The organism is Flavobacterium artemisiae (assembly GCF_042678225.1).
Lineage (GTDB): Bacteria > Bacteroidota > Bacteroidia > Flavobacteriales > Flavobacteriaceae > Flavobacterium > Flavobacterium artemisiae.
This window is the reverse complement of the sequence record NZ_JBHUDZ010000016.1, coordinates 42,833-63,966: the sequence shown is the minus strand read 5'-3', so window position 1 is coordinate 63,966 and position 21,134 is coordinate 42,833. Positions and strand designations below refer to the sequence as shown.

Annotated in this window: 18 protein-coding genes; 6 read left to right on the top strand and 12 right to left on the bottom strand. The window is 34.6% G+C overall.

All coding sequences use genetic code 11. The features are described from left to right. Positions 1-10: 10 nt before the first annotated feature. From ACFSC2_RS16840 to ACFSC2_RS16815, 6 genes are read right to left on the bottom strand one after another with little or no spacing between them, the layout of a single operon-like run. Positions 11-1,417 carry an MATE family efflux transporter gene (locus ACFSC2_RS16840; RefSeq protein WP_379815500.1) on the bottom strand — a complete coding sequence of 469 codons (1,407 nt, stop codon included), beginning with the start codon at positions 1,415-1,417 and terminating at the stop codon, positions 11-13. After that, complete coding sequence (locus ACFSC2_RS16835; protein ID WP_379815499.1) at positions 1,414-3,267, bottom strand: IucA/IucC family protein; 1,854 nt, start codon at positions 3,265-3,267, stop codon at positions 1,414-1,416. Before ACFSC2_RS16835 ends, ACFSC2_RS16840 begins: the two co-directional genes overlap by 4 nt. A 12-nt stretch (positions 3,268-3,279) precedes the next feature. After that, the gene (locus ACFSC2_RS16830) at positions 3,280-4,602 is read right to left on the bottom strand and encodes a lysine N(6)-hydroxylase/L-ornithine N(5)-oxygenase family protein (RefSeq protein WP_379815498.1); all 1,323 of its coding nucleotides are present in this window, start codon (positions 4,600-4,602) and stop codon (positions 3,280-3,282) included. 1 nt (position 4,603) lies between these two features. Continuing rightward, positions 4,604-7,060 (bottom strand): GNAT family N-acetyltransferase, encoded by a 2,457-nt coding sequence (locus ACFSC2_RS16825; RefSeq protein ID WP_379815497.1) that lies wholly within the window; start codon positions 7,058-7,060, stop codon positions 4,604-4,606. Continuing rightward, entirely contained in the window at positions 7,041-8,558 is a 1,518-nt protein-coding gene (locus tag ACFSC2_RS16820) for a pyridoxal phosphate-dependent decarboxylase family protein (RefSeq protein WP_379815496.1), read from the bottom strand. Before ACFSC2_RS16820 ends, ACFSC2_RS16825 begins: the two co-directional genes overlap by 20 nt. 23 nt (positions 8,559-8,581) lie before the next feature. Next, positions 8,582-9,214 (bottom strand): nitroreductase family protein, encoded by a 633-nt coding sequence (locus ACFSC2_RS16815; protein ID WP_379815495.1) that lies wholly within the window; start codon positions 9,212-9,214, stop codon positions 8,582-8,584. A 273-nt stretch (positions 9,215-9,487) separates the two neighbouring features. Between ACFSC2_RS16815 and ACFSC2_RS16810 the strand changes: the two genes are divergently transcribed. Next, positions 9,488-10,600, top strand: coding sequence for a Fe(II)-2OG oxygenase family protein (locus tag ACFSC2_RS16810; protein ID WP_379815494.1), 1,113 nt, complete (start codon positions 9,488-9,490; stop codon positions 10,598-10,600). A gap of 261 nt (positions 10,601-10,861) precedes the next feature. Beyond that, positions 10,862-11,974 (top strand): PepSY-associated TM helix domain-containing protein, encoded by a 1,113-nt coding sequence (locus ACFSC2_RS16805; RefSeq protein ID WP_379815493.1) that lies wholly within the window; start codon positions 10,862-10,864, stop codon positions 11,972-11,974. Between the two features lie 168 nt (positions 11,975-12,142). Here the strand turns inward: ACFSC2_RS16805 and ACFSC2_RS16800 are convergent, their stop codons facing one another. From ACFSC2_RS16800 to gndA, 5 genes are all read right to left on the bottom strand, one after another. After that, the gene (locus ACFSC2_RS16800; protein WP_379815492.1) at positions 12,143-13,432 is read right to left on the bottom strand and encodes a hypothetical protein; all 1,290 of its coding nucleotides are present in this window, start codon (positions 13,430-13,432) and stop codon (positions 12,143-12,145) included. Between the two features lie 385 nt (positions 13,433-13,817). After that, entirely contained in the window at positions 13,818-14,276 is a 459-nt protein-coding gene (locus tag ACFSC2_RS16795; protein WP_379815906.1) for an RNA methyltransferase, read from the bottom strand. Positions 14,277-14,519: 243 nt separating this feature from the next. Next, positions 14,520-15,236 carry a 6-phosphogluconolactonase gene (gene pgl / locus ACFSC2_RS16790; RefSeq protein ID WP_379815491.1) on the bottom strand — a complete coding sequence of 239 codons (717 nt, stop codon included), beginning with the start codon at positions 15,234-15,236 and terminating at the stop codon, positions 14,520-14,522. Further along, the gene (gene zwf, locus ACFSC2_RS16785; RefSeq protein ID WP_379815490.1) at positions 15,217-16,749 is read right to left on the bottom strand and encodes a glucose-6-phosphate dehydrogenase; all 1,533 of its coding nucleotides are present in this window, start codon (positions 16,747-16,749) and stop codon (positions 15,217-15,219) included. Before zwf ends, pgl begins: the two co-directional genes overlap by 20 nt. 24 nt (positions 16,750-16,773) lie before the next feature. Further along, a complete protein-coding gene (gndA, locus tag ACFSC2_RS16780; protein ID WP_379815489.1) occupies positions 16,774-18,183 on the bottom strand; it encodes an NADP-dependent phosphogluconate dehydrogenase in 1,410 nt (469 codons plus the stop codon). A 396-nt stretch (positions 18,184-18,579) separates the two neighbouring features. Here gndA and ACFSC2_RS16775 point away from each other — a divergent pair, with 396 nt between their 5' ends. From ACFSC2_RS16775 to ACFSC2_RS16765, 3 genes are all read left to right on the top strand, one after another. After that, on the top strand, positions 18,580-19,023 hold the full coding sequence (locus ACFSC2_RS16775) for a hypothetical protein (RefSeq protein WP_379815488.1): 444 nt from the start codon (positions 18,580-18,582) through the stop codon (positions 19,021-19,023). Then, a complete protein-coding gene (locus tag ACFSC2_RS16770) occupies positions 19,010-19,516 on the top strand; it encodes a DUF5713 family protein (RefSeq protein WP_379815487.1) in 507 nt (168 codons plus the stop codon). Before ACFSC2_RS16775 ends, ACFSC2_RS16770 begins: the two co-directional genes overlap by 14 nt. A 237-nt stretch (positions 19,517-19,753) precedes the next feature. Beyond that, on the top strand, positions 19,754-20,350 hold the full coding sequence (locus ACFSC2_RS16765) for a murein L,D-transpeptidase catalytic domain-containing protein (RefSeq protein WP_379815486.1): 597 nt from the start codon (positions 19,754-19,756) through the stop codon (positions 20,348-20,350). An 82-nt stretch (positions 20,351-20,432) separates the two neighbouring features. Here ACFSC2_RS16765 and ACFSC2_RS16760 read toward each other — a convergent pair whose 3' ends face one another. Beyond that, a complete protein-coding gene (locus ACFSC2_RS16760; protein ID WP_379815485.1) occupies positions 20,433-20,645 on the bottom strand; it encodes a hypothetical protein in 213 nt (70 codons plus the stop codon). A gap of 249 nt (positions 20,646-20,894) precedes the next feature. Here ACFSC2_RS16760 and ACFSC2_RS16755 point away from each other — a divergent pair, with 249 nt between their 5' ends. Continuing rightward, on the top strand, positions 20,895-21,086 hold the full coding sequence (locus tag ACFSC2_RS16755) for a hypothetical protein (protein WP_379815484.1): 192 nt from the start codon (positions 20,895-20,897) through the stop codon (positions 21,084-21,086). Positions 21,087-21,134: the final 48 nt, after the last annotated feature.

Genomic DNA, 21,134 nt, shown 5'->3' with positions numbered 1-21,134 from the left:
CTATCTATTTTTAAACCTTAGCTAACTTCCATTTTCCCGTTCTGAATATGGTGATACAGCCAAAAGCCAGTACAAGCTCTGAAAGTAATATCGCGGCAAAAATGCCTTTTGGGCCAAAACTCAATACTACTCCAAAGACATACGAAAGCGGTATTTGTATCACGTAAAACATTAGGATGTAAAGCAGGGTTACAATCATAACTTTTCCGGCGGCATTAAGCGCTCTGGAAATAACCATTGTGTAGCCTAACAATACATAGGCAATAGAAATAATGTGAATGTAAGTGGTGCTGTTATCGATCACTTCGGGTACATCAGAAAAAATCCTGACTACGGGATCTGCCATAAATATCCAACCAATTGAAACCGAAATCAAAAAGCACATATTAATCATACCTGCTCTCCAAACTGATTTTTCGGCTCTTTCTGGCTGTTGGGCACCTAGATTTTGTCCGGTTAAAATTCCTGCGGCGTTTCCGATTCCCCAGGCAGGCGTCGTCACTATCGATGCAACGCGCTGTGCTATGATATAGCCTGCGAGAGCATTGCCTCCAAAATGAGAAACAATTTTGATCATAAACAGCCAGCTCGATGCAGGAATTAAATACTGCAGCATGCCTCCAAAAGTAAGTCTCAATACTTTTTGGAAAGTTTCGCGATGAAATCCCAATTGTTCTTTTCCAATTTGAATAATGGTTGTTCCTTTAATCAAATGAAAAGCCTGATAGCAGACTCCAATAAAACGGGCGACAGCTGTGGCAATACCAACTCCTAACAGCCCGCATGCGGGTATTGGTCCCCATCCAAAAATAAGTATGGGACACAAGATTATGTTTAACGCATTCGACAGCCATAAGGTACGCATGGCCATAGAAGCGTTACCAGAACCTCGAAGAATTCCGTTTAACGCAATACGGATAATAATAAACCCACAGCTGGCAAACATTACTTTTGCATACAAACTGCCTTGTTGTATAATAGCTGAAGAAAGTCCTACTAGTCCTAGTATTTCATTACTCCATATAAAACATATCAGACTTATTAAAATACCGCAGACAACGCTTATGTTTATTACCTGTCCCGCTGTGGTACTTGCGTCCTTAAAATTCTGCTCGCCAACGCGTCTTGCAATTAAAGTCGAAGCCGCAATGCTTAAACCAATTGAAACCGAATACGAAAAGCTGATAACAGATTCTGTAGCACCCACAATCGAAACGGCTGCCGCGCCAAGTTTACTCACAAAAAACAAACTGGCACAAACAAAAACAGATTCCATTACCAGCTCTAAAACCATTGGAACCGCAAGCAATACAATTGCCCGATTGATACTGCCTGAAGTAAATTTTTTCTCTCGTCCTAATACCGCGGTAACAAACAAATCAGTATAGGATTGGAGTCGTAATACAACTACTTTCATGATTGGTGTTGTATTGTTTCGTTACTAATTTCTGTAAATTCTCCCATCTCGTACTGCCTGATTACATAAAGCGGATTAGGAAGTTTGCTTCCTTTTTTAGGCACAGCAAAACCAGTTTGCTCAGCATATCCATTATTTAGCAGTTTCAAACTATTGATATAAAAACGCTTAAACTCTGGCTCAAAAAGATTGTATTTTTCAAATCGATCTGTTAAGTGCGGATTTGCCTGCTGATATTCCTCAATCGAACTTATTACGGTTTTCCAAAAAAGATGTTCGTCATAATCCATATGTGAGTGCAGAATATCAGATAGATACCTGAAAAAAGCATCAAAAACACCTATCAAAATAAATAAAGGAGTATTCTCTTTATTGGATGACTGAATAAGACCGTCTTTAAGATCAGCTGGTAATTTTGATTTGGCTTCTTCTGTCAAAACAATATCATCAACGAAATCTTTTATGATAATACGCTGCGGTATTCCATTTTTCATGACCAAAATAATGTTCTCGCCATGAGGAGTTACACACAAGGAATGCTGATAATAAATATGAAGCAAAGGTTTTAAATAAGTTTCTAAATATTGCTCAAGCCAGTTTTGGATGCTTAGCCCAGAGACATTTATAAGTTCCTGCAGAAACGGACGGTCGTTGTCATCGATATATAATAAAGAGGCCATCGTCATTAGGTTTTCTTCAGGTTTGCGATATTTCTCTGCACTTTCTCTCCATAGTGCACCCAGCATTTCGCGATAATGATACGGACTGTCAGCTATTGCATTGTACTGCGGATGACGATAAGAAACCGTAGCAACTTCACCTAATAGAACCACTTCTTTTTCCTCAAAATAAGGATCTTTATCAAGCATCTCTTTTACCCATTTTGTAACTCTTGGCGCAATATCCATTTGTTTTGGAGAGAGTCCGCGGATGTTTCCTGTACTCAAAATAGAGATTGCCGTTTTTACATAATGTTTGGAAGGATGACTTAGATTGAAGAAAGTTCTAATGCTTTGCTGAGGCGAATATACATCGTCGCTTTTGCCTAAAATCACTAAATATTGATTCGCCAAATCCTGATGAAACTGCAATAAAATTTTATTGTTCAACTGCCACGGATGTACGGGAATAAAAACGTAATCTTCAACGACAAGTTTCATATTACGAAGCTTTTCCTGAAACCTTTTATAGACTTCAAGACCTAATTCTTCCGCATAAAAATCACTAAAATTAATAGTTTCCAAAGCGTTAAATGAGGCTCTTTTTTTATGTGCAGCAAGCCAGTACAAATCCGTATTCTTATTGGCTTCGGGAGCATAATTGTGATACTCGCTGTTGTTGAAACCAACACGTCCTTTATTCGCAATTACCCACGGATGACCTTCCATTTGATGTTCGATAGTCTGATAATCGGCTTGTGTTAAAGCAGCAGCACTCAACTTTTCACGGTTGTGCAAATGGGCATCAGCATATAATGTATTGAGAAGTTCTTCGGTATATTTTGCCAATGTAAAAGAATCTATGCCAAAGGTTTTTTGTAATTCCATAAAAAAACAAAGAACATCTTTAGCGGAAGCTGCTGCACCGTTTTCCCATCTCTGAATACTTTCTTTTTCGATATGCCAATATTCCAAAAGTCTTGGGTAAGCCGAAAAAGTATAATAAACGTCTGCCAGATCGGTTGTCAGTTTAAAATGCGTAAGACCGTCTTTTGTGCTGCTTATAATCGTAGGTTTGGCCACATCTTCATGCATTAATTCGGCTAAACTTTTGGCCAGCAAATTAAGATTTACCTTTTCCCAAACGGGAGCGGTAAAAACTTGTAAGTGTGGTATTGTTTCTATATTCATTTTAAATGTGTATTAAATACTAATTTCCTCCGCTTTTTCCGCAGTAATGCCCGAAAGGTCAAAATCCTGAAAAGCAATTCTCTTTTCTAATTTATATACTTCACGTTTCGCTACTTCATTAATGATATAAGAATTGCGGTAAGCACCCATTCCCAAATCAGATGAAATGTAGCTGTGTGTATGAATTTCTGCGTTTTGCACAAAAATTTCACTGCCATTATTATCGATTGTGTAGTTTCTTTTTACATCATAACTGCCTGTAGAAGTTCTGCTGATGCGATGCTGAATATCTTTAAGAAATTGAGGTTCCTGATAGTGATATCCGGTCCCTAAAATCACATAGTCGGCTTTCTCAGTAAACTTTTTGTGCTGTTCGACCTGTTCCAGATGCAATTCGTAATTGTTGTGAATTCCAGAAGTTATATCATCCAATTGAATATTGGGTCTGATTTTTACACCAATGTTGTCATTGTCTACGCTGAGTGCATACAGATGATCATAAATTTCATTCAGTAAATCAAAGTTGACTCCTTTGAATTGTGATTTCTGACGATCCAGCATAACTTTTCGATCTGAAGACGACATTTGATGAAAATAATCGATGTAATCTGGTGATGTATGTTCTAAAATTAGTTTTGAATATTCCATCGCAAAAAAGCGATCGGGACGTGAATACCAATTCAGTTTTAAGTTTTTAGGTCTGTTTTGAAGCAGATCGAAAAAGACTTCGGCAGCACTTTGTCCAGAACCAATTACAGTTACGGTATCCTGCTCTAATATTTCTTCTTTTCTAAAAAGATAGCTTGACGTATGACAAACTTTTTCCATCTCTTTTAAATCGACAAAATCAGGAAGAATAGGCACAGTACCCGTTCCTAATACTAATTTTTCGCAATAGTAAATTTTAGTCAGATCCTGATCTTTATGAAAAACATGCAATTCATAAAGTCCGTCTTTATAATAAATTTCTCTTACGCTGGATGAAAAACGGCAGTTTTGAAGCTGTTTAATAACCCATTGACAGTATAAATTGTACTCTTTACGCAGTACAAAGAAATTTTCGCGGATAAAGAATTTATACAAACGATCTGTCTTTTTAAGGAAATTTAAAAAACTAAATTTGCTTGTAGGATCAGCCATAGAAACACAATCACATAAAAATGGAGTCTGCAGCGTAACATGGTCAAAAAGCAGACCCGGATGCCAGTTGAATTGCTCTCTTTGATCAAAGAAAAGTGATGAAACGTCATCGACTGGTTCTAACAAAGCGGCCAAACCTAAATTGAAAGGTCCGATACCAATGCCTATTAATGAATATACTTTACGATCTTCCATATTATTGGTTTATAAGATTATGTTCTGCTTCTGAGTTTATGTTAATGTCTTTATTCTGAGGGAATTTCTCCCAATACCATTCGCGGTAGCAGAAATTAAGATTGGATGTTTTGTGTGGCATTTCGATGACCTTATCGATTTTAAAACCATGAAAAGCCTTGTTCATCATCGAAGCTCTGGAATCAACAGAACCTTCGCCAACCATTCTGCCCACTTCAGATTGAGCAAATACATAATCAATCATACATTGTGTTGATGGTGAGACAAATTTCTGTTTAGGGTCTGTCGGCGCAATAAATTGATGCGTTCCATAATCCGTTGGCAAAACATCATAATAGTCTCCCAGTACATCACGAGTTGGCCAATAAACTTCAATATTAAAAGTCGGTTCTCCGTTGGCCATTCCAATGTAGCTGTACAAACCGTCACTTGGAAGCAGCGTTCTGTAATACGTTTCTAGTTCACGAAGCGGCCAGTCCATTTTCCAGTTGGCTTTGGCGTGATCGCGATGAAACCATTCATGCAGCATTTCTAAGTCATTTTCCAAATCAAGCGGACGCAGACTAATCGTTACGTTTTCTTTAGGGAAATAACGGTTGTAAACCAGTTCTTTTCCTTTTGGATTTATTAATTGTTCTGAAAAAAAGCGTTTGTGTAAAACATTCGGAAAATTGATACGTGTAACGCCGGCCGGATTACCGCCACAGTCAATATCATTAAGTGCCGTAAGTAAATTGCCTTTCACTTTCCAATGTCTGCTTTCGAGAATAAATGTTACCAGACCGCTTTCGTCTTCTTTTTGTAAATCCTCTAGTTTGTCATACAGAATATTTAAGAGATTTTTTTCCTCTGCAAGTCCGCTGGTACCAAAAGTATTTACTACTGCCAAAATATTTCCTACCCAGAAATAGTGAAGTAATAAATTATACAAACGATCGTCTGGAATAAACATTTTTCCATTTTCAGCTAAACCTGGTACAATCTCATTTAGCTGCTCTTCAAAAGATTTTCTAAATAAAAAACTTTGATTATCGCGGAAAAACAGTTTTTCAGGCAGGAATGCAGCGCCCAATTGTACTAGCGTATTTTGCTGATGCCACTCGCAGAACATTCCCTGCTCATTAAACATTTTTACTACGCCGTCAACAATAATATTGATGTATTTTTTGAACCAAATCTCACTGGTTTTTTCCAGAGATAATCCCGTTTGTTCAGCAGCTTTTTGAATGATGTTGTGCATTCTCGAAGGATCTCCCAAAATACTGTCCTGACATAAAGAAGCCAATAAACAAACATTATTTTGTTTTTCGTCTGCAGCAACTTTAAACGGATTGTAACGTACACTGGTAGAAAAACTATCCAGTACATTTCCATTATAAGATACAGATATAAAACCCGGATCAACGATCAATTTAATTTCTGGATACGATTTCCTTACCTTATCTCCCCAGGCAGTCTGCATTAAGCGCGATACTTCATAACCTCTATAAAGTTCATGATAATGATTAATGCGTTCTGCTCCGGTAATTTTTACATGAAGTGAAAACTTATACATATAATCACTTTCTTTATTATATACTGTTCTTACCGATGAAGTTGCAGTAAATTCTTTTCCAAATTCACCTAAATCGATAAGCAGATTTTCTTTTACCAGCGTATCAAATGTGGTTTGAGATTTAAAATGAGAAGCTTCCCACGGATGAACCGGAATTACTTTCCATTCCGAATATTTTTCCAGTAAATCAGCTGTTTTTTTATCTCCGTGACTCGCTTCTAATATTGTTTTTTTTGCAAAATCAGAAGGCAGTATATCGTCTACAGATTTTTCGGTAACCAAATCAGGATGTACTAAAAAATAATACAATTGAAATTGTCCGCCGGTTTCAGGAGCATATTTTAAAACTTCTGCTTCTGTAAAACCTTCACGTCCTTTGGTAAGCGGATGAAGTAAATGTCCTGCAGGAAATAATTGTTCCGCTTCAATAAACGTCATTTCCGGTTTATTAAATTGCTGACCCGAAGTTTGAAAATGCTCTAAAAACTGCGCTATTTTTTCGGTACTCAGCTGCATTCTCTTTTTTACGTTTTTAGAATCTGCCAGCGGATACTGTTGTCTTACCTGATTGGTAATCAATTCTAAAAGACGTTCTGCATCAATTTCTTTGATAGTTTCAGTTGTTAGATCACGTTCCATTACCGGAAAATCATACAGATGTCTAAAGGTTTCAGATCTGTAGCGAATCGGCGCATAGACTTCCACTTTATCAACTGGAAAATCCAGTTTTAAATGAAGTTTATGATTGTACTTTGACATATAAGATTTTAACACAGGATCATATTTTGGAACCCCTTCATAAAAACTGCTGATGCCTAGTTCACGCACACAGCAGTTAAGTAAAATTGTAAACGTAATATCGACTGCTTCCTGAGCAATCTCTTTAGGAGAAGATGTATTCATTTCCGTGTTTTTTTATAATTGAAAGCATGTTATTAATGTGCGCGATAGTGGTCAATGGGTTCAAAATGGTGAACTTTAGGTAAAAAATGCCATTTACTTTTGTGCTTGCCACTAGGACTTCACCATTAAAAAACATTTTCTTTTTGATGTGTAAGTTCATTTTGCAAGTATCTCCCGGCCAGCCGTCAAGTTTATATCTAAAAACCAAAACACTTAAATCAGAATCAGTTAAGAGTTCAAAATCTTTGTCGTTTTCTAATATTGCAGCGGTTTGTTGGGTAGTTTCAATAATGGTATCGGTGTACTGACCTAATTTAGTTCTGCCCATATAACGTAGTGTACACCATAGCTTTAAAGCGTCAAAACGGCGTGTACTTTGTACCAGAGATTTGTTAATCTGCGCCGGTAATTCATCATAATCCTGTTCTTTAGGATTTAAATAATCGGCATGGTGTTTTATAATGTGAAGATGTTGTTTGTTTCTCACCATAAAGGCACTGCTGCAAATAGGCTGAAAAAATGATTTATGATAATCAATTGTGACAGAATCAGCTTGTTCGATGCCGTTTAGCAGATGTTTGTATTTATCTGTCAACAATAATCCACAGCCGTAAGCAGCGTCAACATGCATCCATAATTCATGTTCTTTTGCCAGAACTGCAATTTCAGATAATGGATCGATATTACCGAAATCGGTTGTACCAGCTGTAGCCACAATAGCAATCGGAATGTTTCCTTTTTCCTTTTCTTCAATAATAGCCTGTTTCAGTTTTTCAGCATCCATTCGGTAACGGCTGTCTGTAACAACCTGAATAATAGACTGCTCGCCAAGCCCCAAAATAGAAGCATTTTTTTGATTACTGAAATGTGATTTCTCTGAAACAAAAATTCGGAACTTGCTTGCTTCTGGAGGACAGCCATTTAATTTGATATTCCAGTTCAGGTATGTCAACGCAAAATAATCTCTTGCTAATAGCAATCCCATTAAGTTACTCTGTGAACCGCCGCCAGTAAAAATACCATCGCAATCGACGTTATATCCAATCTGTTCACCTGTCCAGGCAATCAGTTTTCTTTCTATAAATGTTCCTCCGGCACTTTGATCATACGTATCCTGAGACGAATTAATTGCACTTATCAAGACATCGGCTGCCAAAGCGGGAATTACAACAGGGCAGTTTAAATGGGCTATATATTCTGGTAAATGATAGGCAGTGGCATGATTTACATAAATTTCATCTATCTCATCCCAAAGACTTTCATAATCCGTAAGTGGCTGATCTAGGTTAACAGCTTCTACTTTACTTTTAATTTCCTCAGGTTTAATACCGCTGAACGGGATTTTAGTGTTTTCAAGAAAACCAGATACACGTTTTTGTACCAAGGCTATTGCGTTTGTATATTCCGCTTCGGAGTTTTCATGAAAAATATCCTGATAAAAATCGTCGGTAACGCTTTTCACAAGGACTTCCTGCTCATTGTCTAATAGGTTTTGCATATTGATTAGTTTTAGAATTGAGGTTATTTAAAATAAGTTACTTTGTTAGAAATCGGGGTTCTCTTTTTTCTTGACGGCTCAAGATCTTCAGGATAATAGCCAACATAAATTAAACCGAGAGATTGTTCGTTTTCGGCCAGACCAAATTGCTTTACGTAATCAACGGCACCAGCAGATGTACTCCAATAACTGCCAATATTATGAGCAGTGCAGGTGAGTGCCATGTTTTGAACGGCAGATGAAACGGCAGCAACTTCTTCCCATTCGGGCAGGTTAATTTTGGTATTGCGAACCATTACAACGCCAATAACACAGGCCGAATTAAGTGGATATTCTTTTAGCAGATTGTACTTTTCAAAAGCTTCTTCGGGAGAAAACTTTTCAAAATAAAAGTCTTTGTAATAATCCGCCAGATAAGATCCCAGCTTCTCTAAATAATGATCTTTAAAAACAATAAACCGCCATGGCTCAGTCATTTTATGCGTAGGTGCATAAATCGCGTTGATCAAAATTTCATTTAATAAATCATCCGATATGTTTAGCTTTATAAATTCATCAGCATAAACACTCCGCCTCGTCCGAATGATTTTTGAAATATTTTGTCTATCTGTAAAATCGGATGCCTTGATTTTACTGGGTTTAGTGCTAATATTCATATTTTTTTAATAAATTTTTTAAGAAAATTCTTTTTTAAACTTTAAAAATCGATACATTTGTAAGTAGATTTTATTTAGAATGAATAAAAACAGTAGGAGCAAATGTAGAGATTAATCTTTATAAAAAAAATAAAACAGAAAAAAAATTATACGAAATTCTCTACATTATTAAAATGTTATGGAATGATGTTTTATTTGTATATAGGTTATTCTTAGTAGTTTGTGTTTTTTGTTTGTCCCAATTTTTGTTAACTATTAAATAAACTAAAAAAAATGAAATCAGAATCGTTAATTGAAGATGAAACACTGGTAAAAGAAAACTATGCCTCAAAAATTCCTACAAGCCCGCTGATAGTGGACATTACGCCTCAGGAAAGAAACATTTTGTCGCACGTAGGCACGCTGTTGGAGCAGGCATTCAAAAGTTATGAAAACCCAGATTATATAGCAGCTCTGCATCTCCATTCTTTTCAGCTTCTTCCCGAAAGAATTGCGAGAATCTTAAGCCGTTTTGGAACAGATTTTTCGGCAGAACAGTACGGAGCTATTATTTTCAGAGGTCTTCTGGAAGTAGATCAGGATCATCTTGGACCGACTCCAGCTAATTGGCAGAGTGCTGATTATTCAAAACTCAATAAATACGGCTTTATTTGTTCGTTGCTGCATGGTGCAGTTCCTTCTAAACCTGTCCAGTATTATGCGCAGCGAAAAGGTGGCGGCATTCTTCATGCGGTTATTCCGGATGAAAAAATGGCCGTAACGCAGACGGGATCAGGGTCAAAGACAAATTTATATGTTCATACTGAAGATGCGTTTTTGCTGCATCAGGCTGATTTTTTAAGTTTTCTTTATCTGCGAAATGAAGAGCGAGTGCCTTCTACGCTTTACTCTGTACGTTCACACGGCAAGGTTAATAAGATAATGGAAAAACTTTTTGATCCTATTTATCAATGTCCTAAGGATGCCAATTATCAGGAAGAAATTAATGAAGGTCCGCTGGCTTCGGTTTTATATGGAAATAAAAAACTGCCTTTTATTAGATTTGATGCCGCAGAGCAGATATTTAATGAAAATGCCGGACAGACTCCAGAAGCTCTTTACAATTTAACGGAATTCTGGAACGAGGCAAAAGAGTTAATAAACAGTGATTATATCCCGGATTCAGGAGATGTTATATTTGTCAACAATCATTTATGTGCACACGGAAGAAGTGCTTTTACAGCAGGGCAGAGGGAGGAAAATGGAAAGATTGTTCCATGCGAAAGACGTCAGATGCTGAGAATGATGAGTAAAACGAGTTTAATTCATATAAGATCAATGACGCACACCGATGATCCGTATTTTGTTATGGAAGAACATTTGGGAAAAGTTTTCGATCAGGATTAATTCATGAGCAATATATTAAAGAGAGATGTCAAACTGTATTTGATGTCTCTTTTTTATTTATGTAAACTTATTTTCTTTTTAGAATACTTCATTTTTTTAAAAGCGGGCTTTGTGATTAGGTTGAAAAAGTTTTTTTTTATTTCTTTTTATAATTAATCTAAATAAAAGGATAAATTTGAATAATATAGTTATGGAAGTAATTAAATTCAAACTTCTTAAATACCTGTTTTAATCATTAAAATTAAGTGCTCTTTAGAAAAAATGAATAAAAAATTAAAAGAAAAAATTGGATGGCTCCATCTTTGGCTGGGTCTAAGTTCTGGTCTTGTTGTTTTTATAGTGGCTTTAACGGGAAGTCTGATGGTTTTTGAAAAAGAAATTGACCAATTTATAAATCCCGAATTCTACAACGTAACATCAATTGGAACTTCCAAAAAAAGTTTAGATTATTGTATAAATGTTCTGGAAAAAGAATATTCAATAAAGAAAATAAGCAGGATAAGCACCTGGAATGATCCAAGCCGTACGATTGTTATAACTGGAAAAAATAAAGATAAAGAATCTCAAATTTTCTCGATGGATCCGTATACAGGAAAAGTTCTGGGCACCATTTTATATAGGGATAGATTTTTTTCAATTGTATTGTCGCTGCACAGAGAATTATTATTGGGGGACATAGGGAAAATAATTACAGGAGTTTCCTGTTTAATTTTCGTTTTCTTATTGTTTTCAGGTCTTATTTTATGGTGGCCTAAAAAAATAAAAAATCTTAAGCAGCGATTGAGCGTTAAATGGAGCGCTTCTTTTCGAAGAATCAATTGGGATTTTCATTCCACTTTTGGTTTCTACAGTCTTACATTCTTATTAATTATTTCACTGACTGGTTTAGTATGGTCTTTTGACTGGTTTGAAAAAACATTGTATTTTATGGCGGATGGAGCTGTAAAAAAGGTGTCATTAAAGGTAGAAAATCCCACCAAGATTGATCCAGAGCTGGATCACAATAATTTTTATCAGACTATCTACAATAAAACAGACAGTATCTTTTCTTATAAAGGAAATATTCAAATCAGGATTCCATCTGATACTATTAACAGTATACAGGTTTTAAAAGAACATTTAGACATCAGAATTCCAGATCAGTCCAGTGCAGTATATTTTGACAAGTATACGGGTGAGAATATTGAAATAAGACCTTATGCATCTTTTAGCAGAGGGGATAAAGTAAAACGTCTTGTTTATCCTATTCACACAGGAAGTGTTTTTGGATATCCAACTAAAATAATTGCTTTTCTTGTCACGCTTTTTGCTTTAACGCTCCCAATAACCGGATTGATTATATGGCTGGGTAGAAAGAAAAAGAAAAAGCAGTAAGGCTCTTATTTATATAAATAAATATATTTTGATTAAAACATTATAAAATAAGAAGAGCTTATTTGTGTATCAAGAAGAAGATTCTATATTATAAGCATAAAAAAAAACTACTCTGTAAGTAACAGAGTAGTTTTTTTATAAGAGAAAGAGAGATGTTCTCTATCTATTTTATCTTCCGCTTGAAGCAGTTATTTTTCCTATTTGAAGTCTGAAATCAGGTCTTCTAGCATTGAAAATGTCTACAAAAGTTTCTTTATTTTCTCCATGCGAATAAACATTAGCAAAAATATTATTGCCGTACCAGTTTTCTAAGTCAGAATTATCACTTTTGTTTTCTGTAAATATGTTACCGCTGCATTGGTTAAAGAACATTTCTTCGAATTTAATCTTTTTAAGATTTGCGCCGTTGATTTCAGTTTGACTGTCTAACAACACAGCAGGATTAAATCCAGAAACTACGCTTCTTTTTAATTCTAATGAAGTATTATCTGCAACATAAACAGCTTCTTTAATCAAGCCTTTTTCAATATCAGCTTTAATGTTTTCGCTGTCGTTAAGCATAGTAATGTTTGTAGCTGAAACCAAAGTTGATTTTTTAGTAAAATCAGTTTCGCTTTTCTTTTCATATGCTTTTACCTCAATACATCTAGAGCCATCTTTATTACTTGATAAATAAGAAGATCTTACTGCTAAAGAGTTATATAAACGACATTGAATACCTTGAGTAAATTTAAAATCATCATTAATTGATTTGTATGAAACCAATTGAGAAGCATTAACATCTCCGCCATAAAAAGCAAATGAATCACCTCCAGAATAACTTACCATGATGTTTTCTAAAATGGTTTTGTTACCTACACCTGCAACAGTTAAACCGTTAAAAGTTTCAGCTCCTTTTACTTTTTTACCAGCAAATTCAATTCTCACAAACTTTAATATTCCTGAGTTTCCAGCTGCATTATCACCGCCGTATACAGTAAGAGCAGGATCAAGATCCATGTTGTAAGAACCAACACTTCCAAATCTGTTGATAGGAGCATTTCCAAGAATTACTAGACCACCCCAGTCGCCAGCTTTTTTCAAGCTTCGGTTTGAAGTAAATACAATAGGGTCTGTTTCTTGTCCTTGCGCCATGATTTGTGCGCCTTTTGTAATTACAAGTGTTCCTTTTGTTTCGGCATCTCCAATAATTACTGTACCAGGTTCAATAGTCAGAACAGCATTATTAGTTACATACACATTTCCCTGCAGGATATATACATTCCTTTTTAGCAGTTTAGTGTTTTCAGTAATGTTACCAGCTAAAATTTGATTAGCATCTCTCGCCTCAGCTTTGTGAGGTTTGAATTCAGTCCAGTTATCCAGCCAGTTAGTGTAGCCGATAATTCCTTTTTCTTGTTGTGCATTTACGCCGGCAGCTGTCAGCAATAAGCAGATCATTAGAGTAATTTTTTTCATAGACTTGGGGCTATTTGGTATTATACATTATGCATTTTCGAAAGTAAACGTTATTCAAAACAGCTGTTTTTGATCATAACGAAAGACTGTGGGAATTTATTATAACAAAAGTTAAAAAAAATATCAAGTCAGTTTTCCTAAGTGCTTTTTACAAAAATAGATAAAAAGGTTATAGTTTGTATGGTATTTACTCATATTTAACATTTGTATAAAGAAAATTTTATACCAATGTTGAATTATAGAGCTTCAATTCTAATCGAATCTTTGCTTCTGAGTATCTCAGAATACTATTCTATAGCAAAGGATGCGTTAATAATTAGAAAGTTTCTGTAGATTTTTTTTATAGGAAATATTTGATGTAATCTTGTGTTTTAAAAGAAATCTTTTATGATCGCGGCTTAGACAAATTTCGATCGTACATAATAATAGTTCCTGCTACGGCAACATTTAAACTTTTTTCGGATTTGAATTTTACTAAATGATGACACTTTTCCATCACTTTTTTAGATAATCCATGATCTTCTGCACCAAGAATATAAACACATCGTCTTGGATGTTCGAAGGTTTCTAAGTCAGCAGCTTTATCATTTAGTTCAACACCAACTAATCTTGCTCCTTTAGGAAGATTTTCAAAAAAAGCTTCAAAAGTGTCGTAGTGAAAATAAGGAATTGCTTTTACCGCATCATGGGTATCACAGGCTTGTTTGGCGTATCGATTGCCAATCGTAAAGATAAAAGTGGCACCTAAATTTTGAGCTGAACGCCATAAAACACCTAAGTTTTCGGGCGTTTTACCATTTTGTATGCCTATTCCAAAATATTCGTTTATAAAGTTATCATTCATAACGGCAAAAATACAAACTGTAAACACATAAATCAATTTTTATTGATGTGAAAGAGATTCTAGTGCTTTGATTTTTGTTACAAATATGGTTGTAACTTTTCTTCCGTCATAGAAATTCATTCTAAAGTCAATAAGTCTTAAATTTTTGAAAGCTTAAGTTAGTTTTAAATATGATAATTTGAAAAAAAAGAGTTTATACCCGTAAGTATAAACTCTTTTCATTTATAAGTTTGAAAACAAGTTCTAATTTGTACCTGCTGCATTTTTATCAACCAAAAACAATAATTCACCAGAAACAGGCTTAATTAATTGCATCGGATAAATTTCTGGATTGTATTCTCCATTTAAAACTTCGTTTAGTGCATGCGCTTTTTTCTCGCCAAATGCAATAACCACAATTTTTTCTGCTTTGTTTATAAGCGGTGCAGTAAGTGTAATGCGGTGCATTTTTTGTGGTTCAAGGTAATAAGCGTCAACCCACTTGGTTTGTTCGTGTAATACGGCTTGTCCAGGAAATAGAGAAGCGGTGTGTCCGTCGTCGCCCATTCCTAATAAGATAAGGTCAAATTTACCTTCTTCACCTAATACTTTTTTTATTGACGCTTCGTATGTTACAGCATAATCTTCTGGTGTAACGCCGTCTTTATACATTTCGAATATATTTTCTTTAGGAATCGCAACATGGCTTAATAAAGTCGAATAAGACATTTTTGCATTACTAAGATCGTCGTTTAGCGGCACCCAGCGTTCGTCTCCCCAAAAGATATAAACTTTGCTCCAATCTATTTTGTTTTTATAATCGTCTGAAGCCAGCAATTTATAAATTCCTGCCGGAGAAGAACCTCCAGTAAGAACAGCTGTAAATTTACCTTTTGCAGTAATTGCTTTTTGTGCTTCATTTATAAAAAGATCAGCTGCAACAGTATTAATTTCTTCTGTATTATTGTGAATCTGTATCATCTAAAAGTTCTTCTTTTGTTTGTGTATTCGGAATCCATTTGTGTCCTTGTCGCGCCAATAATTCATCGGCTTCTTCTGGTCCCCAGCTTCCTGCTTTGTAATTAGGGAAATTAGTTGGAGCAGTAGTTTTCCATACTTGTTGAATGGTATCAATTGCATCCCAAGCTTCTTCTACCTGATCCCAACGCATAAATAGGGTAGGATCTCCTAAAAGAGCGTCTGCTATAAGGGTTTCATAAGCTTCTGGCGACATTGTAGAGCAGGCAAAATAATCAAAGATCATTTCCGCAGGTCTTAATGAAAGCGAGAGTCCTGGCTTTTTGGTCATAAACTGAAGCTTAATATCCATAGCAGGCTGAATATTAATAATCAATCTGTTTGGTGTCATTCCTTCTTTTCCATACGAAAATGAAGAATGCGGTACTGGTTTAAACTGAATAATAATTGAAGATTGTTTTTCTTCCATTCTTTTTCCTGTACGAAGGTAAAATGGAATTCCCTGCCATCTCCAGTTATCCAAATAAATCTTCATTGCAACGTAAGTTTCCGTATTAGAATCTGGTGCAATGCCTTTATCTTGGCGATATCCAGGAACTGGTTTTCCTTTGATGGTTCCGACATCGTATTGACCTCTTACAATATAATGATCTACTTCCTCTGGTTTAATACGACGAATCGATTTTAAAACATCTGCTTTTCGGTTTCTAATATCGTCTGCTTGTAATGATGCTGGAGCCTCCATTGCTGTCATACACAAGATTTGAAGCAGGTGATTCTGAATCATATCTTTTAAAGCGCCAACACCTTCGTAAAAACCGCCGCGTTCTTCAACACCTACTTCTTCGGCAACTGTAATTTGAACGAAATCAATAAAATTACGGCTCCATAAAGGTTCAAACATAGAGTTTCCAAAACGGAAAGCTAAAATGTTCTGAACGGTTTCTTTACCTAAATAATGATCGATTCTGTAAATCTGCTCTTCTTTGAAAGTCTGCGAAAGCATTGCATTCAATTCAATTGCTGAAGTTTTATCGTATCCAAAAGGTTTTTCGATTATAATTCGGTCTTGTTTTGGATTGGCCGCAAGACCTATTTTTTTTATATTACTTGAAATAGTTGAAATAAAAGAAGGCGTAATAGAAAGGTAGAAAAGACGATTAGCACGTTCGCCATAACTTTGGTCAAGGCTGTCAATCTTTTCATTTAAACTCAAATACGATTCTTCCTTATCGATATCAAGGCTGTGATAACTAATATGTGTTAGAAATTTTTCAGTTTCAGCATCCGAAAGTCCTTTTTTTCTTGAAAATTCGTTTAGATTTTCTAAAACATAACTGCGAAAATCTTCATCACTTTTTTCTGCTCTTCCAAGGGCAATAATCTGAAACTTTTCAGACATACGTCCGTCAAGGTAAAGATTTTGAAATGCGGGAAAGAGTTTTCTCTTTGCCAAATCTCCTGTTCCTCCAAAAATAACAATGATTGTTGGGTTTTTAAGTTTATTTTTAGTCATTGTATGTAGTTGTGTTGCTTTAAGTTATTCAGACCATTGCGTGTGGAAAACACCTTCTTTGTCAGTACGCTCGTAAGTGTGTGCACCAAAATAATCGCGCTGTGCCTGAATTAAATTTGTTGGAAGGCTTGCAGATCGGTAAGCATCAAAATACGCTAATGAGTTCATAAGTCCTGCAGCAGGCAATCCTTTTTGAACAGCAAATTGAACTACATTTCTCATTCCGTTTTGGTTATCTGTAAGTTTTGAAGCGATTCCAGCATCCAAAAGTAAGTTTGGTAAATCTGCTCTGTTTACAAATGCTTTTCTGAAATCTTCTAATATTGTAGCACGAATAATACAGCCGCCTCGCCAAATTTTAGCAACAGTTTCTAGATTTAATCCGTAATTGTATTCTTTAGAAGCCGTGTAAAGCTGTGCTAATCCTTGAGCATAAGTTACAACAATAGAGAAGTATAAAGCCGATTTTATTGCTGCAATTGCTTCGGTCGTATTTGTATCTGTTGTAGAAGCTTCCCAAACAAGCTCTTTGGCAGCTTCAATTCTTTCCGGTTTTGTCTTAGACATATCGCGCATAAAAACGGCTGCATCGATAGTTGGAATCGGAACTTGTAAGTCCATAGCATTTTGCGAAGTCCATTTTCCTGTTCCTTTAGATTTTGCCCAATCCGAAATTTTATTAATTAATAAACTTCCGTCTTCGTCTTTTTGTTTTAGAATATTTCCTGTAATTTCAATCAAATAAGATCTCAAATCATCGGTTTGGTTCCATTCTTCAAAAGTTTTCTGAATTGTCGTGTCATCCAGATTGTAACCTCTTTTCATAAGATCGTAAACCTCAGAAATCAACTGCATAATTCCGTACTCAATTCCGTTGTGCACCATTTTTACATAGTTACCAGCAGAACCATTTCCAAGATATTCCACACAAGGTTCTCCGTCAACTTTTGCAGCAATAGCTTCAAAAATAGGGCGAAGTCTTTCGTATGCTTTTTGATCACCTCCAGGCATCATGGCTGGACCGCGTCTAGCGCCTTTTTCGCCGCCAGAAATTCCCATTCCGAAAAAGTGAATTCCTTTCTCAGAAAGTTCCAAAAATCTTCTGTCTGTATCGGTAAAAAATGTATTACCACCGTCGATTATAATATCTCCTTTTTCTAAATGAGGAAGTAAACTTGCTATTGCGCTGTCTACAGGTTTTCCCGCAGGAACCAGCAGCATAATTGCTCTCGGAGTTTGTAAAAGAGATGCAAAATGTTTTACATCTGTCGTAGCTTCAATAGTATGTTCAGAATCAGCTTCCTGCTGTAGAGAGTTAACTTTTTCGGTATCTAAGTCTAAACCTGCAGCCGCGAAGTTATGGCTTGCAATATTTAAAAGTAAGTTTCGGCCCATTACGCCAAGTCCTACAATTCCAAAATCAAATTTGCTCATAGTTTTCAATTAACTAAATTATTAGAAGAATGTTTTCCAGAAAAAAGTAAGAAAAAAATCAGTAATTCTTTTTCATTCAGTTCTTTGCAGGAAAACAAGTTTGTTTTAATCTTACTTTTTAAGATTGACTCCGCTAAGTTAGAGAAAAATGATGAAAAATTAAGGGTAAAATCGTCCACTTTTGGGGTATTTTGTGATACTTTTTTAAGTATAAAAAATACACTTATTATCTTGTGTGTTGATGAATTTTAAAAGAATCTTTGAGTTTTGGTACTTTAGAAATGATAGAAGTATCTGTGTGAACAAATTTATGGTGATTAAATTAGATTATATATATTTAAATTTTGTAAAAGGTTAGATTTGATCTCAACATTTGTTTAAACAAAAGACTTTATTATGAGAATAAAAACATTGATTTTTTTAATGTTGATTATATGCTCGTGCAGCACAAACAATAAAACATTTAACGATAATGGAAAAATTTATTATAAAGAAGTTCTGGCCATTAAATTTATGGGAACAATTACAACTCAGCCATATGCCGTGATAGAAAAGTCTTTTTGGGCTTTTACCGATGAGCATGTATATCTAAAAATTAGAAATAACGGTTTTATTAATGACGTAAAAGATTTAAAAAATAATAGTTTTGATAAATTCAATGAATTAAATTATGCTTTTATTGTAAGAAACAAAAAATCTGTTGATACTTTGTACAGCGATAATACACTGAAAAGTTGGATTTATAAAAAGAATAAAAAAGAATATTACTATTACGATGAAGAAGGGAAAATTGCTGAAAATTTAAGAAATACATATTCGTTTTTTAATGATTGCTGGTAGTGAACAAGAACAAAACAATCCATATATGCGAGAAATGAAACACCTCATATTTATATTAGCGACTTTGATTTTTACAAGTTGTGTGACAAAAAATCACTCTTCTGATCAAACAGTTGCAGCCATTAAACAACAAGATCTGAAAAATAAAACGATTAGAAATTATAGAATTTTGGAAGGAATGTATAAAGATTCTTATTTTCCCAGACAATCAGTTGATAAGGTAAAAGCCGTGTTATTAGAGTTTTGTTTTAATATTGAAAAAAGCAAACCTAAAAGTCTTGAGCAATTATATGAATTGTCTCATGACGCTACTGGAAAAATTAATAATCTGCAAGATGAGTTCTATCGAAACGGTAGTGAAATAGAAACAGCTGCAAGAGAAGTAATCGCAATTGATTTTGAATTTATTTCAAAAGCATATGGTTTTAAAGCTGATACAGAAGAATTAACTTCAAATAGAGATTGTAGAGTTTTGCAAACGTTTCTACTTTAAATATGTTTTTTTTATAATGGCTTATTATGTCATAATACTATTTAAAATTTTATTTTTTATCTCTGTAGTGTTGTTGTAAAACATTTATTTTTAGGTCTTTATGCAAACTTTAACACTCCAACATGGGAATTATGTAAAATTTCTATATATTTTTGCAGCATAAAAGTTATATAATTATAACATAATAAATAATGATGTCCCAATCTACTTTTATTAAACTTTAATTTTTATTTGCGAATGAGAATACTTTTAGTTGCCTTGCTAATTTCATTAAGTTCGTTTACAAACTTCCGTACAACAGACAGAGATGAAATTTTAAATGAATCTGATTTACTAAGACTTACTGATCACGTTAACGAGGTCAAATCTGTTTGCCGTACAGGTAAATACAGTAATAAAATTGCCTTTTTTGTAGATATGAAAATCAAATCAGGAAAGAATCGTTTTTTTGTCTACGACCTGCAAAATGATAAAATTCTTGACCAAGGTCTTGTTGCAAATGGCAGTGGTTCTGAAACTGGTGTTAGGGGAGATTTAAAATTTAGCAATACTCCAAATTCAAACTGTACTTCATTAGGTAAATATTCTATAGAAAAACCATACAAAGGAATATTTGGAAAAGCATTTCGATTAAGCGGTCTAGATGAAACGAATAGCAATGCGCTTTCAAGAGCAATTGTACTACATCACTATTCGGCTGTTCCTTATGATGAACAAGATTATTACATTGCAAACAGCCACGGATGTCCTATGGTTAATGAAATATTCTTTAAAAGACTTGAAAAAATTATAGAGAGTTCGAATTCTAAAATTATGATGTACGTGTATTATTAAAATACGAATTCAATCCAAACAAAAAAATGCGCAAAGGTCTGTTCGAACTTGCGCATTTTTTTTGGAGTAGATTTACAGTTAACTATAAACTCAATCTGTTACCTTGATCTTTTCTTTCAAAAGTGTTAGAAAATTCACTGTCAATATATTTAGGCTCTTCGCCCCAGCAAAGCAGTTCTTCGCTTGTTGATTGATAATAACGTTCAACATGTTTGCGCTCGTAATTTTCCATGTACAATGGTGAATCTTCAGAAATGCGTACTTGCCCTGTGTGGTTTTCGTTGTAAATTCTCATGGCTATAATGTTTTAAAGTTTTATATCTTTTTTATTTTTGAGCATTGCCGCACAATTCTCTCTTTCATTGAATCCAAAATTAGAAAGACACTACATTAAAACATTTATATAATTATAATCAATAGTTGTTTAATTGCCAGTTCGTTATATTTCTTAATAGTGATATTTTTATAATTTTTAAAGATTGATCATATAATTCTAATCGTTCTTAGTTTGCTAATTTTAAATAAACATTTAAAACTTACTATTATGAACACAAATAATCAAACTCCGAGAAATACAAATAAGGGTGCGGACCATCGTACAGATACCAGAAAACATCAATATCAAGATCATGATGAAGTCTTAACAAATGATGAAAACTATGATGTTGATACTAAAAAGTTTAAAGGAAAAGAACCCGACTTTGATGATAAATTGAATAACGAAGAAAAAAAATAAATTAAAAGCGTCTCTAAGTAGAGACGCTTTTTGGTTTATATTATTTTG

Excerpts from the sequence above, each read along its gene's own strand:
- ACFSC2_RS16840 (WP_379815500.1), bottom strand. The coding sequence starts at position 1,417 with ATGAAAGTAGTTGTATTACGACTCCAATCCTATACTGATTTGTTTGTT.
- ACFSC2_RS16835 (WP_379815499.1), bottom strand. The coding sequence starts at position 3,267 with ATGAATATAGAAACAATACCACACTTACAAGTTTTTACCGCTCCCGTT.
- ACFSC2_RS16830 (WP_379815498.1), bottom strand. The coding sequence starts at position 4,602 with ATGGAAGATCGTAAAGTATATTCATTAATAGGCATTGGTATCGGACCT.
- ACFSC2_RS16825 (WP_379815497.1), bottom strand. The coding sequence starts at position 7,060 with ATGAATACATCTTCTCCTAAAGAGATTGCTCAGGAAGCAGTCGATATT.
- ACFSC2_RS16820 (WP_379815496.1), bottom strand. The coding sequence starts at position 8,558 with ATGCAAAACCTATTAGACAATGAGCAGGAAGTCCTTGTGAAAAGCGTT.
- ACFSC2_RS16815 (WP_379815495.1), bottom strand. The coding sequence starts at position 9,214 with ATGAATATTAGCACTAAACCCAGTAAAATCAAGGCATCCGATTTTACA.
- ACFSC2_RS16810 (WP_379815494.1), top strand. The coding sequence starts at position 9,488 with ATGAAATCAGAATCGTTAATTGAAGATGAAACACTGGTAAAAGAAAAC.
- ACFSC2_RS16805 (WP_379815493.1), top strand. The coding sequence starts at position 10,862 with ATGAATAAAAAATTAAAAGAAAAAATTGGATGGCTCCATCTTTGGCTG.
- ACFSC2_RS16800 (WP_379815492.1), bottom strand. The coding sequence starts at position 13,432 with ATGAAAAAAATTACTCTAATGATCTGCTTATTGCTGACAGCTGCCGGC.
- ACFSC2_RS16795 (WP_379815906.1), bottom strand. The coding sequence starts at position 14,276 with ATGAATGATAACTTTATAAACGAATATTTTGGAATAGGCATACAAAAT.
- pgl (WP_379815491.1), bottom strand. The coding sequence starts at position 15,236 with ATGATACAGATTCACAATAATACAGAAGAAATTAATACTGTTGCAGCT.
- zwf (WP_379815490.1), bottom strand. The coding sequence starts at position 16,749 with ATGACTAAAAATAAACTTAAAAACCCAACAATCATTGTTATTTTTGGA.
- gndA (WP_379815489.1), bottom strand. The coding sequence starts at position 18,183 with ATGAGCAAATTTGATTTTGGAATTGTAGGACTTGGCGTAATGGGCCGA.
- ACFSC2_RS16775 (WP_379815488.1), top strand. The coding sequence starts at position 18,580 with ATGAGAATAAAAACATTGATTTTTTTAATGTTGATTATATGCTCGTGC.
- ACFSC2_RS16770 (WP_379815487.1), top strand. The coding sequence starts at position 19,010 with ATGATTGCTGGTAGTGAACAAGAACAAAACAATCCATATATGCGAGAA.
- ACFSC2_RS16765 (WP_379815486.1), top strand. The coding sequence starts at position 19,754 with ATGAGAATACTTTTAGTTGCCTTGCTAATTTCATTAAGTTCGTTTACA.
- ACFSC2_RS16760 (WP_379815485.1), bottom strand. The coding sequence starts at position 20,645 with ATGAGAATTTACAACGAAAACCACACAGGGCAAGTACGCATTTCTGAA.
- ACFSC2_RS16755 (WP_379815484.1), top strand. The coding sequence starts at position 20,895 with ATGAACACAAATAATCAAACTCCGAGAAATACAAATAAGGGTGCGGAC.